Origin of the sequence: Nocardiopsis baichengensis YIM 90130 (assembly GCF_000341205.1) — a bacterium.
In the GTDB taxonomy this organism is placed as follows: domain Bacteria; phylum Actinomycetota; class Actinomycetes; order Streptosporangiales; family Streptosporangiaceae; genus Nocardiopsis_A; species Nocardiopsis_A halophila.
This window is the reverse complement of sequence record NZ_ANAS01000005.1, coordinates 15,545-31,054: the sequence shown is the minus strand read 5'-3', so window position 1 is coordinate 31,054 and position 15,510 is coordinate 15,545. Positions and strand designations below refer to the sequence as shown.

Below are 15,510 nucleotides of genomic sequence, written 5' to 3'. Positions count from 1 at the left end.
CGGGCAGGCGGAATCCTGGTCGGTGGCGGGGGCGCACTGCGTGTTGCCGGACGCCGCGAGACCGACCGGATGATGCACGTGGGCGCCGACGACGAGGGCGGTGGTTCGCGGCTGTGGTTGGGCCGTCCTAAGGACGGATCGGCGGTGCTGGACCTGCGTGAGCAGGAGAGTGAGAGCGGTCAGTGGGCGCTGCGCGACCAGGAGGGCAATGCGGTGGTGGCCGAGGGGCCCGACGGCGTCGGTCTGGCCCGCCCTGTCATGCCGGTCGCCACCCATTGGATCGTGGATGATCCCGACTCGTGGTTCCTGTGGAACCGCGACTTCTGGGGCCCGGTCATCTATGCCTGGGCCGTCTTCCAGCACACCGCGGTGACCTTCTACTTCAAGACGAGGGGCACCTACGGCGGCGGGGACGTCCGCTTCCTCGTCGACGGTGAACTCATCGACACCCGCCCGGTCGAGGAGGGACGGACCCGTACCGAGCGGTTCGAGGTGGACGGTCGACGTTTCCTCAATTTCGACGGCCCGGTCCGCGTCGAACTGCAGGGGCGCTGCCAGAACGACCCCGGGGCCATGCGGGTCGCCCCCTTCTACAACGAGGGCGCCGGCACCCCGCCCGCCCCGCCGGAGTAGCGCGGCTCCGGATCCACGCGCGCGAAGACGCGCACGCGCGCACTCCCACACGCACACACGAGAGGAGAAGTGTGTCCACGATCGGAAACAGACACGACGCGCGGACGGTCGCGCTCCGCTCCCTGGGGCAGGGCACGGCCGTCGCCGCGCTGACCGGTGCCGCCGCGGCGGTCGCCGAGCTGGCGGGCCCCGTGGAGGCCATCGGTGCGGGGACGGTCGCCACGACCGCCCTGGCCGGTGCCGCCTACGCGGTGACCGCCTACCTCCACAAACGGCTCGATGGCGTCCTAGGACGGCGGCGCCGTGGGAAGGAGGACCACTGATGGCCGAGTCCGAACTGAGCGGGGTCTGGACGGCCGGCGACGTGCTGGGGGTCCCCGGCGGCCTGGCGACCCTGGACGAGGACGGCCTGCTCGATCCCGAGCAGCGCCCCCTCGGCGGTACCGAGTACGGCATCATCGACGTTCTCGACCACGGTGCCGCAGGTGACGGGGAGCAGGACGACACCGCCGCCGTCCAGTCCGCCCTGGACGAGGCCCGCGCGGCCGGCGGCGGGACCGTCCGGATCCCTTCCGGCACCTACTCCGTGCAGAACCCGCCGCTGAGGGTCTACTCCGGCACCCGCGTCGTTCTCGCGCACGACGCCGTCGTGCGCCGCGACCGGGCGGACACCCTGCTCACCAACGGTGATCCGGACCAGGACCACCCCGGCCACACCGGACACGGCGGGATCGTGCTCGAAGGCGGCACCTGGGACGGCAACGGCTCGGTGGTCACCTCCTACAACAACATCCTCTCCTTCGGCCACGCCGACGGCGTCACCGTCAAGGACACGGTGGTCCGGGACGTTCCCGGCTACCACGCGATCGAGTTCAATTCCACGCGCCGGGCGCGCGTGCGCAACGTCGCCTTCCTCGGGTTCTTCGATGCCGAGGGCGACCGGTACTTCAGCGAGGCGATCCAGCTCGACCTGGCCAAGGGGAGCGCGTACTTCGGCGAGTTCGGGCCTTACGACGACACCCCGTGCACCGACGTCGCCATCTCCGGTTGCGTCTTCGCCCGCTCCGGCACCCCGGGCGCGGAGCCGTGGCCGCGGGGCGTCGGGTCGCACTCGGCGACGCGCGGCCGCGCCCATACGCGGGTGCGGATCACCGACTGCCACTTCGAGGAGTGCACCCGGGAAGGGGTGCACGCGTACGCATGGAGCCAGGTCGCCGTTTCGGGCAACACCTTCTCCGGCTGCCAGGGCGGGGTCACGGTGGCCGCCATCGACGACACGAAGGAGAACGACACCCGCCCGCCCGAGTGGGGCGCCCCCACCGGGCTGTCACAGGTGCAGAGCGGTATCGCGATCTCCGGCAACACCTTCCTCGATTCGGGAAGCCTCAGCCCGGTCGCGCTGCTCGGCAGGCCCAACGGGGGATGGATCGAGGGGACCGCGATCACCGGGAACGCGATCGACGGGACCGGCGGGCCCGGGAGCTACGGCGTCCGGGCCGAGCGCGCCCGCTGCTCGGTCTTCTCCGACAACGCGGTCCGCCGCACGGCCATCTCCGGGATCCACTACCAGGACTCCGCTTGGGTGGTGATCGCCGGCAACAGCGTCGCGAACGCGGGCACGACCGGCATCTTCCTGCACAGAACCGACGAGGTCCAGGTGTGCGGGAACACTGTGAGCGACGCTGAGAACAACGGGATCCACACGATCGGGGGCGTCTGCGTCACGGTCGACGCCAACCGCGTGGCGCGTGCCCACAATTTCGGGCTGCGCGCTTCGACGGGCGCCGAGAAGCTGCGCATCACGGGCAATCAGCTCGTGGCCGAGAACGTCGGACTCTCCGTCACCGAAACCTGTCGCGATGTCGTGCGCTACGGCAACGACGCCCGAGGGTCGGGCGGCATCGACGATCTCAGCCCCGATCCGCACACTGACGCCGGCGACCTGGCCTGAGTCCTCGGACCGGCCGGGCCGGCATGGGCCTGGCCCGCTGAGCCGGTCTGACCCGGAGGTCATTGCAGGACCTCCGCACACACGTGTCCCTGCCCCCTGCCCTGTGCGGGGTGCGGTCACCTCCCGCCTCAGCGCTCGGCAGGCCCCGACCATGTGAGCCGAGCCCGGTCCCGGTACCCCATCACCACTAGAACACCGCTAGAACCAAGGAGGAACGGTGTGATCGTCCAGCCTTTCGCGGACGCCGAAGGACTCGTTGCGGACTATCTCCGCGGGCGGGTTCCCGATTTCCCGGAGGAATGGTCCTCCGTGGAGGTCGCAGAGGAGTCCTTCCCCGACCGCGACCCCGGGGAGCCGCCGCGGCTGAGCGTCCGCTGTGAGGACGCCGGCGGCGAGTACCCCATCACCCAGACGAGCCTGGTCCGGGTCTCGGCATGGACCGATGACCGGGACGGGGCCAAGGCGCTGGCGCAGCTGGCCCACGCCGCGCTGCTGGAGCACGCGGGCGACGCGGACGTCATCGCCGTCCGCCAGGAGGCCGCTGTGGTGGCCGGGTTCGACCCCGAGGTCCCCGAACCCAACGCGGCCTTCAGCGTGCTGGTCACCCAGCGCCCCCGCTGAGGGCCCGCCCCTGAGGCTCTGTTCTCGACGGATCCCGCGGCCGGGCCTGCAGAGCCCGGCCGCCCACCGACCATGCCTCCGGCCGCGCCGCGTGCCGGGGGCCTTCCTGGGCCGCCGATGCGGCCCGAACGCCGGACGCCCGCCCCGTGTAGGCGCCGGCCGACTCCGCCCGACAAGGGCGAGATGACGAACACGATCAAAGACACGACGGAAAGGACGCTCCGAGTATGGGCAACGCGAAGAACGCCAACGTTTGGGCCTACGCCGACGTCTACATCGCCCCCGTGGACGCGACGATTCCCGAGGGCGGCGCCGACTTCAGCAACGAGTGGGAGCAGGTCGGCCTGCTCGACGGCGAGGAGGGCATCACCGAGGCGGTGGAGGTCGAGACCGAGGACCTCTACGCCTGGGGCGGTGTGCTGGTGGCGACCACGCACAACAACTTCAAGCTGACCCGCACCTTCCTGCCCTTCGAGGACAACAAGGCCGTCTACGACCTGATCTACCCGGGGCACGACGTGACCTTCGGCGACGACGGCACCTTCGAGGGCGACGTCAACCTGCCGGATCTGCAGGCCAAGTTCAAGATCGCCTTCGAGACCCGCAGCGGCGACACCATCAAGCGGACGATCTCGGCCAACTACGCTCAGGTCGCCGAGCGCGGTGAGGCCACCGAGAACGCCACCGAGCTGGCCAAGCGCGAGATCACCGTCGCCATCTACCCGACCGACCCCGACTCGGACGGCAAGTCCGTGCTGTTCAAGACCTACAAGGGCAAGGCCGGCGCTCCGGCCGACGGCACCACCTGAGCCCTCTCCTGAACGGCCGGGCCGGGGAGTTCACGCGGTTCGCCCCGGTCCGGTCGGCCCCGTGGGCCCGATGAGCACAGATGAGCAGAACCGCGCAGCAGGCGGGGGTCGGACGGCCCCCGCCGAGGACCGAGCACAGCACCGGCCGCAGTGCCGCCCGCCGCACCGGCGGCACGGGCGACCGCATTTCGAAGGGAACCGCGCGATGAACGACGACCGCACCACGACGACCGCAGGGGTGCTCGCCTCCTCGGAGGCGGCGGCCGCCGTCCGGAACGAGGCCCTGGCCGGGAGCGGGGCCGTGGACAAGCGCCTCGCCCTGGGCGGACGCGAGTACCGCATCCCCGCCACCTCGGACGCCTGGCCGCTGGAGGCCGCGGAGGCGTTCGAGGAGGGGAAGGTGCTGGCCGCCCTTCGCGCCCTGCTCGGAGCCGAGCAGTGGGGTGCGCTCAAGGCGTCGGGGGCCACCCTGAGCGACCTCAACGCCCTGGCCGAGCAGATCGCGGAGGCCTACGGGTTCGATTCCACGGGGGAATAGTGCGCCTCCTCCGCCTCATCCGGGACGCCCCGGGCGCGGTGGAGGCCGACCTCGCGCGCTTCTACGCGCTGGACCTCGCCGGTCTCTGGCGAGGGGACATGAGCCTTCGACGTCTCGCGGTACTGGTCCGGCACCTGCCCCAGGAGGCGGCGGTGCACGGTGTCGGGGGAACGGGCGGCGGCTGGTCGGTGGGGGACTACCTGGCCGCCGACCTGGTGCACGCCATGACCGGGCACCCCCACCCGGCCGACCCGCGCGTGCGCCGGGCCGAGGAGGAGAAGAGGGCGCGCCTGGCCGAAGCCCAGGCTCGGGCCGAGCGCAGGCGCGCCCGCATCGCTCAGGACGCGCCGACGCGGGACCCGGCGGGCCGGGAACAGGAGAGGAAAGGGGATACGGGGGAGGAATGACGGATCCGTTCGCCTCGGTCGTCTCGGCGCGCGACGTCTACGACGCCACGCGCGAGACGCAGTCCGAGGTCCGGGCCGCCGTCGCGCGCATGGACCGCATCGAACAGGCCCAGGAGTCGCTCCGCAGGGAGCAGGAGCGCCATCGTGCGCGCTTGGACGCCATCGACCGCTGGCGCTACGCGCTGCCGGTCAGCGCGCTGTCTGCGGTTGTCGCCGCGTCCGCGGCGATCGTCACCGCCTTGCTCGGTTGAGAGGGGGGCGGGCCGGTCCTGATGACCGGCTGACAGGGCCAGGAGGGGCGGTGGCGAGGAGCCCGCATGGAGAACACACGAACGTACACAACCAGCGGAACGGAGGACAGGGGCCGCAAGCCCGAGGACTCGTTGTGACAGCCGATCAGCCACCGCACGGCGTACCTCACCCGCATCGGAACCGGGAGCACCGGAGGACTCGCTCCCCCTGTCGGTGGAGACCGCGTACGGGCCGTGACCGAGGACGACATCGACCGCGCGGTCCGTGCCTTCTGCGCAGATCCGGACCGGTTCAACCCGGTCGGAGTGACCAGGCAGCAGCCGGTGCTGGCCCGCCGCCCCGGCCTGTTCTACTCGTGAGGCCGACCGCGGAAGCCGTGTACGGCGCGTACGGCCGGTGATCGTCGGCGGGGCCCCTGAGACGGGGCCCTCCCCGGAGCGCCGTGTCAGGTCGGCCGTTCAGCGTAGACGGGTCGACGACCATCGGGCCCGCCCTTAGGGGCGGGCCCTTTTTCTGTTTCTCCAGTTCCTTTTCTTTTGCAAGCGTTTTTTGAATACGGGAGTTATTCATGGTCCATATCATCGGGCGATCGCAATGGGGAGCTCGCTCCCCGCGCTCTCGAGCCACGACGGACTGGTCGCGGCGCACCGAATTCACCGTCCACTACTCGGCCGGCCCGCCGACCCAGTCCGTCCGTTCGATCCAGGACTTCCACATGGACGGCAACGGATGGGCCGACATCGGCTACAACTTCCTCGTCGACCGAGACGGCACCGTCTACGAGGGACGGGGGTGGATGGTGGTCGGGGCGCACGCCGCACCACGCAACACGCAGGGCATCGGGGTGTGCTTCATCGGTCGCGACGGCGACGCCACGCCGAAGGCCGAGGCTGCGATCCGGGCACTGTACGAGGAGGCCAACCGCCGGGCGGGCCGTGTGCTGGCGCGCAAGGGGCACCGCGACATCAACTCCACCTCCTGTCCTGGAGACCAGCTCTATGCGTGGATCAGGGCGGGCATGGACGCCGCCGAAGGAGCGGAGGCCGGCGACGGCGGAGGGGGCGCCCAGGCGGCGCCCGCCTTCCCGCTTCCGCGCGGATGGTACTTCGGCCCCCGCAGCGGGCCGGTGTCCTCGGTATCGGGGTACTTCTCGCACCGCTCGGGCCTGAGGCGCTGGCAGCGGCGGATGGCGGAGCGCGGCTGGAGCATCGCGGCGGACGGGCTGTACGGCTCGCGGACCGCCGGTGTCGCGCGGGCCTTCCAGGCGGAGAAGGGGCTGTCCGTCGACGGGCTCATCGGCCCCCGGACGTGGTCGGCGGCCTGGACGGAGCCGGTCACCTGAACCGCTCGTCCGGGTGAGGCCGCCTTCCGGCGACATTGTCCCCGCGCGCCCCGGGGGCGGCGGAAGGTGTTGATGACAGCCGCGTGCGCTGCACTGTTACAACAAGTGACCGATAGGAGTCTTTGTCGTTTTATGGGGCTCTTACTATAGAGCGGTCGCTTGTGTCCTGACGGCACGCGTGGAGACCGCAGGTACGGCGCCCGCTCCGCATGCCCGTGATGAGTCCACCACGTCTATGAGCGCTTCCCGTTCCCCCACGACAGGAAGTAGGAGACCAGTGCTCGGTGACCCCGAAAGCTGGGACGTGATCGAGGAGGACGATGACCTCCTGGTCGGAGAAGAGAACGACTACCAGGAGGGGGAGGAATTCTCTTACGACGACGAAGGGGCCTTCGGCGTCAGCCCGCCTCCGCGCAGGTAGGCGACGCAAGGCGCGTACACCGACTACGGTGGTCGTCCTCGCAGGGAGATAGGCGGGGCCCGGTTCAGGCCGGGCCCCGCCTCCTCTTTTTCGTCCTCTCTGCTCCTTCGCTCCCCGGGCTCGTGGTCTCCGAGGTCTGTCGGGGCTTGAGAGCGGCCCTCCGTGCCGACCCGGTCAGGCGGCCCCGTCGATCCTGGAGGACGTGTCGTGCGCGGCGGAGGCGTCCCTTCCGCCGGCCGCCCGGCCCTCGGCGACCGCGAAGACGTCGCCCAGCCGGTAGAGGGGCCGGTCGGCGCTGCCCGTCCCCGAGGCGCGTACGTGGCCGCGCCGGGCGTAGCCGCGGACCATCGCGGGCGTGATCTCCCTGCCGACCGCGCGCAGCGCGCGGGCCGCCTCCGCCGCGGTGACCAGGCGGTCGGCGGCGTCCCGAAGGAGCCGTTCGCGCTCCTCGGGCGGCCGGATCAGGGCCCCGCACCCCGAGCACGCGGTGCTCTCGACTCCGGGCCGGGTGTAACAGGCCGTGCCGCAGCCGCGGCACCGCCCCGCGAACGCCGTCGGCCGGGGGAGGTCGACCGCCTCCTCGGCCGCCTGGACCGCGGCCGGTACGTCCTGTGCGCATTCGGGCCCGTAGGGCAGCATCCGGAGCCAGTCGGAACGGCGGTCCAGCCAGGCGGCCATGTCGGTGAGCGTGTCGCGCGGCGGACGCCCGCCGATGTCCTCGTGCAGCAGGCGGACCCAGGTCGACAGGGTGGCGCGCAGGTGGTCGGCGGCCCGCGAGGCGGCCTGGTCGTACGGGAGCGGGGTGGAGGCCGAGCGGCGGCCCATGCTGCCGGGGCCGGAACGGGTCTGCCGGGCCAGGGAGGTGTCGAGTTCGCCGGCCAGCGCGGGGACCGACACGAGTGCTCCGGACAGCCGGTGCGCGCAGGCGGGGCACACGGGGGCGCCGTCGGGCGAGGACCGCGCACAGTCGGGGACGAGGCAGGCGGAGGAGCGATCACTCATCGTGCGCTCCCCTGCGACCGGGGCGCGCTCGCCAGAGCCGCTCGCGAGGGAGGGGCGTCGGCGCGCAGCAGTGCGCCTTCCGGGAGGTCGAGGGCGGTCAGGAGGGCGTGGTAGAGGGCCGGTGACGGCTGGCGGCGGCCCCACTCGATCCGGTAGAGGTGCTGGCTGCTGGCGCCGACCTTCCGGGCCAGGGCGGGAACGCTGAATCCGCGGCGCTCCCGCGTCGAGCGCAGCGCCGGACCGTCGACGGTGTGACTGAACATGCAGCCAAAGTTAGCCACAATTTGGCTTGGATGCAACCAGTAACCCAAAGTTGAGCAAAATCTAATCGGACATACGGGGCGTGAGCAGTAGAATCAGGCAAAGAAAGAAGCAAATGGCGCTACTTTGGCCTAGAGTGAGGCCATGGTGAACACTCCCGCTCCCGATGACGCCGCCGCCCGCCTCTTGGACGCCGCCATGGATCGGCGCCGACTCGAACTGGGGCTGCGCTGGAGGGACGTCGCGCTCAGGGCGGGCGCTTCCGACCAGGCGCTCAGGGACATCAGGCGCGGCCGGACCAGTCCGCGTGCGCTCACGGTGCGCAGGCTCGAAGAGGCCCTGGAGTGGCGGGCGGGTTCGGTGAGCGCCGTTCTCGACGGCGGACAGCCGGTTCCGGGCGATGGTGCGGCCGCCGACGACGATGCCCCGGCCGGGGAGTCGGCCGAGGGAGGGGGGCTGGTTCTGGCGATCCAGGACGGCCATCCCGTCTACAGGCTCACCCGTGTCGTCGACGGCAACCCGCTCACGGTCTCCCAGGTCGTCCGGGACGGACGCTCGCGTGAGCAGGTCGAGCGCGAACTCAACCGCCTGCTCGACATGGCCGAGATCGTCATGGGGGAGTGACCCGTACCGGCCGGCCTTCCGGCCGGTACGGGTCACCGGCTCCGGGCGGGGTGGTGCAGAGCCGATCGGCTCTGCACCACCCCGCCCGGAGCCGTTTCGGCGTACCCTTCCCGCCACGCCGGCGTTCGACCGGAAGGGGCCGGCCGGCGCGTCCCCAGGGGATCCGCCGCGCGCATCGCCGTCCTCCAGGGGGGCGCTCTCGGTGTTCCCTCGGTACGGCTCAAGACCCTCCAGGAGGGTTTACGCAAGCGGGTGACCTGATGTGGCCACGCGCTGCAGATTATGCATCACTCCTGGCTATCGGTGTCCCCGGTGCGGCGACATGGATGACGGTCATCGAAATTATGTTCGAAAAGCGCGAGAATCCTTGCGCGGCGGGGGATTTCGATGATCATCTTTGAATCGGGCGCCCCCGGAGCGGTGGTGCGAAGCGACCGAAAGATAGGGATCGGCAGTGGAGGCAGGTGGCGTGCGCGAATCGGTGGACGGCGACGGGGGTCCGGAGGGTCCCGGCGGGGTGCGGGTGCGTGCCGACAGGGACGCGACGGCCCCGCTGACGGTCGTGCGCGGGTCTGAGGGTGTGGTCGTCCTGGTGCACGCCGATGCCGCTCCCGAGGCCGTCCTCGGTGACGGCCGGGTCCTGCTCGCGTCCGAGGAGCTCGTGGTGGTGGAGCGCTGGTTGCGCGGCCGCCCCCGGGGCGGAGCGGCCGGACGGGCGGCGTGACGTCGGGGGTGCGTGCGGCGCGGTAGTGGGCCGGAGCCTCCTCTGTGGTCGAGGATGGAGGGAGGGGGAAGGAAACAGTGGTGGACGCCGTCGCCCCCTTAGGGATCGATGGCGAAACTGGATTTTTACAACGGAATCCCTTGTAGCGGATCAGTGTGCTCTGTCAAGGTACGCAGGACAGTGAATGTGCCCTGCATCACCTTCGTCAGGAGTGCCACGCATGACCGAGCAGTCCAGGCCGCGGCAGCTGCGGAACTTCGTCAACGGGGGGTACGCCGACACCGCCGACGGGCGCACCAGTGACGTCGTCGACCCCGCGACCGGGCAGGTCATCGCGCAGGCCCCCGTCTCCTCGGCGGCCGACGTGGACGCGGCCTACCGGGCCGCCCGGGACGCCTTCGAGGGGGGATGGCGGGACACCACCCCCGCCGAGCGCCAGATCGCCCTCAACCGGTTCGCCGACGCCGTGGAGGAGCGCGCCGAGGACCTGGTCGCCGCCGAGGTCGCCGACTGCGGCAAGCCCGTGCGGACCACCCGGGACGAGGAGCTCTGGCAGGTCACCGACGCCCTGCGGTTCTTCGCCGGCGCCGCCCGCACCCTGGAGGGCAAGGCCGCCGCCGAGTACATGGCCGACCACACCTCCTGGGTCCGCCGCGAGCCGATCGGGGTGGTCGGGCAGATCACCCCCTGGAACTACCCGATGGCGATGGCCGCCTGGAAGATCGGCCCCGCCCTGGCGGCCGGCGACACCGTCGTGCTCAAGCCCTCCGACACCACCCCCACCTCCACCCTGCTGCTGGCCGAGATCGCCGCGGAGTTCCTGCCCGACGGCGTGTTCAACGTGGTCTGCGGCGACCGCGACACCGGACGGGCCCTGGTGGAGAACCCGCTGCCCCGGCTCATCTCGCTCACCGGCTCCACCCGGGCCGGGTTCGAGGTCGCCCGGAGCGCCTCCACCGACCTCAAGCGGCTCCACCTGGAGCTGGGCGGCAAGGCCCCGGTGATCGTCTTCGACGACGCCGACGTGGCCAAGGCCGCCGAGGGCATCGCCGGGGCCGGGTACTTCAACGCCGGCCAGGACTGCACCGCCGCCACCCGGGTGCTCGCCGCGCCGGGGATCCACGACGACCTCGCCGCCGCCCTCGCCGAGCAGGCGCGCGCCACCCGCACCGGCGGCCCGCAGGACACCGGAGCCGACTTCGGGCCGCTGAACAACGCCGACCAGCTCGCCCGCGTCTCCGGCTTCTTCGACCGGGTCCCCGGGCACGCCGAGGTGCTCGCGGGCGGCAGGCGCTCCGGCGACACCGGCTACTTCTTCGAGCCCACCGTCGTCGCCGGCCTGCGCCAGGGCGATGAGATGGTCACCGACGAGATCTTCGGCCCGGTCGTCACCGTCCAGCGCTTCGACGACGAGGACACCGCCGTCGAATGGGCCGACTCGGTCCGCTACGGACTGGCCTCCAGCGTGTGGACCCGCGACCACGCCCGCGCGCTGCGTGTCTCCCGCCGTCTGGACTTCGGGTGCGTGTGGATCAACACCCACATCCCGCTCATCGCCGAGATGCCGCACGGCGGCTTCAAGCACTCCGGGTACGGCAAGGACCTCTCGCTCTACAGCCTTGAGGAGTACACCCGGGTGAAGCACGTCATGAGCTACATCGGCCGGGACTAGGGGAGTGCACGATGGACAGCATGACCGAGTCCGCCCCCGCCTCCGTCGGCGCCGCCGAAGAGGCGCCCCCGTCGGCCGACGTCCCCGCGATCGCCTTGGAGGGCGTCGCCAAGACCTTCCGCACCGGGCGCGAGGAGGTCGCCGCCGTCGCCCGGACGGACCTGGAGATCGCGCAGGGCGAGTTCTTCTCCCTGCTCGGCCCCTCCGGGTGCGGCAAGACCACCACGATGCGCATGGTCGCCGGGTTCGAGGACCCCACCGAGGGCACCGTCCGCCTCAAGGGCGCCGATGTCACCCGTGTGGCGCCCGACCGCCGCGACGTGAACATGGTCTTCCAGAGCTACGCGCTCTTCCCGCACATGACCGTCTTCGACAACATCGCCTTCGGCCTGCGCCGCAAGGGCGTCCCCCGGGACGAGGTCCGCCGCCGGGTCGGCGAGATGCTGGAACTGGTGGAGCTCTCCGGGCGCGGGAGGACCAAGCCCGGGCGGATGTCCGGCGGCCAACAGCAGCGCGTCGCCCTGGCGCGGGCACTGGTCAACCGCCCCAGCGCGCTGCTGCTCGACGAACCGCTGGGCGCCTTGGACCTCAAGCTCCGCCAGGCCATGCAGATCGAGCTCAAGCGCATCCAACGGGACGTGGGCATCACCTTCGTCTACGTCACGCACGATCAGGGCGAGGCGCTGACCATGTCGGACCGCATCGCCGTGATGAACAAGGGCGCCGTCGAACAGCTCGGCCCGCCCCGGGAGATCTACGAGCGCCCGGCCTCGCGGTTCGTGGCCGGCTTCATCGGCACCTCCAACCTGCTTTCGGGGACGGTCTCCGACGCCTCGGGCGGTCTGGCCGCCTTCCCCGCAGGGGAGGAGGGCACGGTGCGCGCCGCCACCGGGGCCGCGGTGGGCGCGACGGTGGAGATCACCGTCCGCCCGGAGAAGATCGCCCTGCACACCGCCCGGCCGGACGGCGCCGGCACCCGCTCCCGGGTCCCGGGGACCGTCTCCGAGGTGGTCTACCTCGGCTCGGCCACGCACTACACGGTGGCCGTCGACACCGGTGCCCAGGGCGGCACCGAGCTGACCGTCTACACCCAGAACTCGGCCGGGACCGACGACGGGCCTGCCCGCGGGGACCGGGTCTGGCTGGAGTGGAGCCCGGAGCACTCCTATGTGCTGCCCGCCTGAGCACGGGGCCGCCGGGAAGCACCATCCCCCGACACGGAAGAGAGTCCTGCCATGAGCGGAATCGACCGCGCCCTCCTGCGAGGGGTGACGCGTGCACGCATGAGCCGCCGGGGCCTGCTGGCGGCGGCCGGGGCGGCCGCCGCAGGGGCGGCGCTGTCCGGCTGCGGCGTCGGCGGGCAAGGGGGGTCGGCCCCCGAGTCCGAGGACTTCTGGGCGGGCAAGGAGAGCAACGGCGAACTGGGCTTCGCCAACTGGCCGCTGTACATGGACGCCGACCGCACCCAGCTCAAGGAGTTCACCGAGGCCACCGGCATCACGGTCGACTACGACGAGGCGGTGCAGGAGAACCACTCGTTCTTCGGCAAGATCCAGCCCAAGCTGGCCAAGGGCGAGTCGATCGGCTACGACCTCATGGTGCTGTCCACCGGCATCGAGCTGGCCAAGCTCGTCGAACTCGGCTACCTGGCGCCCCTGGACCACGACAAGCTGCCCAACTTCGCCGACTACGCCGGGTCCACGTACCAGGACCCCGGCTACGACCCCGGCAACCGGTTCACCGTCCCCTACACCTCCGGGATCACCGGCATCGCCTACAACCCCGAGTACGTGGACCGCGAGATCACCGGCATCGCCGACCTGTGGCGGCCCGAGTTCGAGGGCAAGGTCGGGATGATGGCCGACCCCCAGGAGATCGCCAACTTCGGGCTGCTGCTCAACGGTACGGCGCCGGCCGACTCCACCGAGGATGACTGGGAGAAGGCCGCCGACAGGCTCAAGGAGCAGCGCGACAAGGGCATCGTGCGCCGCTACTACCAGCAGGACTACATCCAGCCGCTCACCAACGGCGACGTGTGGCTGTCCATGGCCTGGTCGGGCGACGTGTTCCAGCAGAACGCCGAGGAGGGCGCCGGGCTGGAGTTCATCGTCCCCGAGGAGGGCGGCACGCTCTGGAGCGACCTGATGATGATCCCCGCCACGGCCGCCAACCCGGTCGACGCCCTCATGCTCATGGACTTCCTCTACGAGCCCGACGTGGCCGCTGGGCTGTGCGAGTACATCAACTACATCCCGCCGGTGCCCGAGGTGCAGAACATCCTCAAGGAGAAGGCCGCGGAGGCCTCAGGCGACGACAAGGCCTTCCTGGAGGACCTGGTCGGCAGCCCGCTGGTCTTCCCCACCGAGGACGACTACTCCCAGCTGCACAACTACGTCCCGCTGTCGGTGGAACAGGAGGAGACGTTCTCCCCGCTGTTCCTGTCGGTGACCCAGTCCTAGGACGGCGCTCATGACCGACGAACGCAGACCGCGGCTCACCGCCCGGGCCGCCCCCTACCTCCTGGTCGCCCCCGCCTGGCTGTGGCTGGCGGTGTTCTTCGTGGTGCCGATCGCCACGGTCCTGTCGATGTCCCTGATGAGCGGGAACCTCTACGACGGCTACTCGCTCACCTGGGAGTTCGGCAACTACGCGGCGGCGGTGGGCGCCTACTGGGAGCAGATCGCCCGCTCGCTGGTGTACGGCGCCTGCGCGACCGTGCTGTGCATCCTGATCGGCTACCCGTGCGCCTACTGGATCGCCTTCCGGGGCGGCGCCTACAAGAACGCCTACCTCCTGCTGCTCCTGCTGCCGATGTTCGTGTCCTTCGTGCTGCGGACGATCTCCTGGAAGGCGCTCCTGGCCGACCAGGGCATCATCCTGGGCACGCTCAAGGGCATCGGCCTGCTGCCGGAGGACGCCTACGTGCTCAACAGCGCGCCGGCGGTGGTGTTCGGGCTGGCCTACAACTTCCTGCCGTTCATGGTGCTGCCGATCTACGCGGTGCTGGAGCGCATGGACCACCGTGTGGTGGAGGCCGCCCGCGACCTGTACGCCGGACCGGTGCGCGCCTTCACCCGTGTGGTGCTGCCGATGTCGCTGCCGGGCGTGTTCGCCGGGGTGATCATGACCTTCATCCCGACCTCGGCCGACTACGTCAACGCCACGGTGCTCGGCGGCGCGCACAACACCATGGTCGGCAAGGTCATCGAGAACCAGTACCTGGTGAACAACGCCTACCCGATGGCGGCCTCGATCACCTTCGTGCTGATGGCGGTGCTGCTGCTGGGCATCTTCGGCTACGCACGGGCGCTGGGGACCGACCGCGTGATGGAGGCGAGTGCGCGATGACCGCGACGAGCGCGATGAGCGCGATGAGCGCACCGACGGCCCCGGCCCGCCGGGCACGGCGGCGGATCGACTGGGGCAAGTACCTCACCTGGGCGGTCATCGTCTGGCTGCTGTCCCCGATCGCCTTCATGATCGTGTTCAGCTTCAACGACATCAAGGGCCGCCACAACGTGGCCTGGCAGGGCTTCACCCTGCACTGGTACCGGGACGCCTTCGCCTACCCCGACCTCACCCAGGCGCTGGTGAACTCGCTGCTGATCGCGGTGCTGACGATGGCGGCCGCCGGGGTGCTGGGCGGGCTGCTCGGCCTGGCCCTGGGCCGGTACACCTTCCGCGGGCAGGGCGCGACCGACCTGGTGATGTTCTCGGCGATCTCGGCGCCCGAGGTGGTCATGGGCGCCGGGCTGCTTTCGATGTTCCTGACCATGAACATCGCCACCGGGTTCTGGACGATCGTGATCAGCCACGTGATGTTCTCGGTGTCCTTCGTGGCGATCACCGTGCGGGCCCGGGTGCTGGCGCTGGACCCGTCCCTGGAGGAGGCCGCCCGCGACCTGGGCGCCTCGGCCTGGACCACGTTCCGCCTGGTCACCCTGCCGATGCTGGCCCCGGCGCTGATGGCGGGCGGGCTGATCGCCTTCGTGCTGTCCATCGACGACTACATCATCACCACCTTCGTCAGCGGCAACACCACCACCTTCCCGCTGTGGATCTGGGGCACCACGCGGGTGGGCACCCCGCCGCAGGTGAACGTGATGGGCACGCTGATCTTCGCGGTCGGCGTGCTGCTCGCGGTGGTGAACGCGGTGATGGCCCGGCGCCGGAGCTGACCCCGCCCGACCCATCGACCGATCGACCCATCGACCGGACGACGGAACCGACAGGAGTGAGAATGTGACCGCGTC

General features: G+C 70.8%; 20 protein-coding genes. 18 read left to right on the top strand and 2 right to left on the bottom strand.

From position 1 onward, the window contains the following. The first annotated feature begins 69 nt into the window (after positions 1-69). The 11 genes from C892_RS0103720 (at position 70) to C892_RS31715 (ending at position 6,974) form a co-directional block, all read left to right on the top strand. Positions 70-633 (top strand): hypothetical protein, encoded by a 564-nt coding sequence (locus C892_RS0103720; protein ID WP_152513335.1) that lies wholly within the window; start codon positions 70-72, stop codon positions 631-633. Positions 634-704: 71 nt separating this feature from the next. Then, positions 705-956, top strand: a complete 252-nt coding sequence (locus C892_RS0103715) for a hypothetical protein (RefSeq protein WP_017556127.1) — start codon at positions 705-707, stop codon at positions 954-956. After that, positions 956-2,584, top strand: a complete 1,629-nt coding sequence (locus tag C892_RS0103710; RefSeq protein WP_017556126.1) for a right-handed parallel beta-helix repeat-containing protein — start codon at positions 956-958, stop codon at positions 2,582-2,584. Before C892_RS0103715 ends, C892_RS0103710 begins: the two co-directional genes overlap by 1 nt. Before the next feature lie 309 nt (positions 2,585-2,893). Then, positions 2,894-3,205: a hypothetical protein gene (locus tag C892_RS0103705; protein WP_239647252.1), complete on the top strand. Its 312-nt coding sequence runs from the start codon at positions 2,894-2,896 to the stop codon at positions 3,203-3,205. A gap of 227 nt (positions 3,206-3,432) precedes the next feature. Beyond that, positions 3,433-4,014, top strand: coding sequence for a hypothetical protein (locus C892_RS0103700; RefSeq protein WP_017556124.1), 582 nt, complete (start codon positions 3,433-3,435; stop codon positions 4,012-4,014). A 205-nt stretch (positions 4,015-4,219) separates the two neighbouring features. Then, the gene (locus C892_RS0103695; RefSeq protein WP_017556123.1) at positions 4,220-4,552 is read left to right on the top strand and encodes a hypothetical protein; all 333 of its coding nucleotides are present in this window, start codon (positions 4,220-4,222) and stop codon (positions 4,550-4,552) included. Next, positions 4,552-4,959 (top strand): hypothetical protein, encoded by a 408-nt coding sequence (locus C892_RS28535; RefSeq protein WP_017556122.1) that lies wholly within the window; start codon positions 4,552-4,554, stop codon positions 4,957-4,959. The genes C892_RS0103695 and C892_RS28535 overlap by 1 nt, the downstream gene beginning before the upstream one ends. Next, entirely contained in the window at positions 4,956-5,210 is a 255-nt protein-coding gene (locus C892_RS0103685) for a hypothetical protein (protein ID WP_017556121.1), read from the top strand. The genes C892_RS28535 and C892_RS0103685 overlap by 4 nt, the downstream gene beginning before the upstream one ends. Before the next feature lie 234 nt (positions 5,211-5,444). Then, positions 5,445-5,570, top strand: a complete 126-nt coding sequence (locus tag C892_RS32530; protein WP_017556120.1) for a hypothetical protein — start codon at positions 5,445-5,447, stop codon at positions 5,568-5,570. 209 nt (positions 5,571-5,779) lie between these two features. Continuing rightward, positions 5,780-6,553 (top strand): peptidoglycan recognition protein family protein, encoded by a 774-nt coding sequence (locus tag C892_RS0103675; RefSeq protein WP_026124121.1) that lies wholly within the window; start codon positions 5,780-5,782, stop codon positions 6,551-6,553. Between the two features lie 277 nt (positions 6,554-6,830). Continuing rightward, the gene (locus C892_RS31715) at positions 6,831-6,974 is read left to right on the top strand and encodes a hypothetical protein (RefSeq protein ID WP_017556118.1); all 144 of its coding nucleotides are present in this window, start codon (positions 6,831-6,833) and stop codon (positions 6,972-6,974) included. Positions 6,975-7,148: 174 nt separating this feature from the next. On the opposite strand, the gene C892_RS28530 is transcribed toward C892_RS31715, so the two are convergent. Both C892_RS28530 and C892_RS28525 read right to left on the bottom strand, forming a co-directional pair. After that, the gene (locus C892_RS28530) at positions 7,149-7,976 is read right to left on the bottom strand and encodes a hypothetical protein (protein WP_083934312.1); all 828 of its coding nucleotides are present in this window, start codon (positions 7,974-7,976) and stop codon (positions 7,149-7,151) included. Beyond that, positions 7,973-8,239 (bottom strand): helix-turn-helix domain-containing protein, encoded by a 267-nt coding sequence (locus C892_RS28525; RefSeq protein ID WP_017556116.1) that lies wholly within the window; start codon positions 8,237-8,239, stop codon positions 7,973-7,975. Before C892_RS28525 ends, C892_RS28530 begins: the two co-directional genes overlap by 4 nt. A gap of 142 nt (positions 8,240-8,381) precedes the next feature. Here C892_RS28525 and C892_RS28520 point away from each other — a divergent pair, with 142 nt between their 5' ends. From C892_RS28520 to C892_RS0103625, 7 genes are all read left to right on the top strand, one after another. Continuing rightward, on the top strand, positions 8,382-8,861 hold the full coding sequence (locus C892_RS28520; RefSeq protein WP_017556115.1) for a helix-turn-helix domain-containing protein: 480 nt from the start codon (positions 8,382-8,384) through the stop codon (positions 8,859-8,861). 454 nt (positions 8,862-9,315) lie between these two features. Then, a complete protein-coding gene (locus C892_RS0103650; RefSeq protein ID WP_161631978.1) occupies positions 9,316-9,585 on the top strand; it encodes a hypothetical protein in 270 nt (89 codons plus the stop codon). 220 nt (positions 9,586-9,805) lie between these two features. Then, entirely contained in the window at positions 9,806-11,257 is a 1,452-nt protein-coding gene (locus C892_RS0103645) for a gamma-aminobutyraldehyde dehydrogenase (RefSeq protein WP_017556113.1), read from the top strand. An 11-nt stretch (positions 11,258-11,268) separates the two neighbouring features. Next, the gene (locus C892_RS0103640; protein ID WP_017556112.1) at positions 11,269-12,441 is read left to right on the top strand and encodes an ABC transporter ATP-binding protein; all 1,173 of its coding nucleotides are present in this window, start codon (positions 11,269-11,271) and stop codon (positions 12,439-12,441) included. A gap of 51 nt (positions 12,442-12,492) precedes the next feature. Then, positions 12,493-13,716, top strand: coding sequence for an ABC transporter substrate-binding protein (locus tag C892_RS0103635; RefSeq protein ID WP_017556111.1), 1,224 nt, complete (start codon positions 12,493-12,495; stop codon positions 13,714-13,716). A 10-nt stretch (positions 13,717-13,726) separates the two neighbouring features. After that, positions 13,727-14,605, top strand: coding sequence for an ABC transporter permease (locus tag C892_RS0103630; RefSeq protein ID WP_017556110.1), 879 nt, complete (start codon positions 13,727-13,729; stop codon positions 14,603-14,605). After that, entirely contained in the window at positions 14,602-15,435 is an 834-nt protein-coding gene (locus C892_RS0103625; RefSeq protein WP_017556109.1) for an ABC transporter permease, read from the top strand. Before C892_RS0103630 ends, C892_RS0103625 begins: the two co-directional genes overlap by 4 nt. Positions 15,436-15,510: the final 75 nt, after the last annotated feature.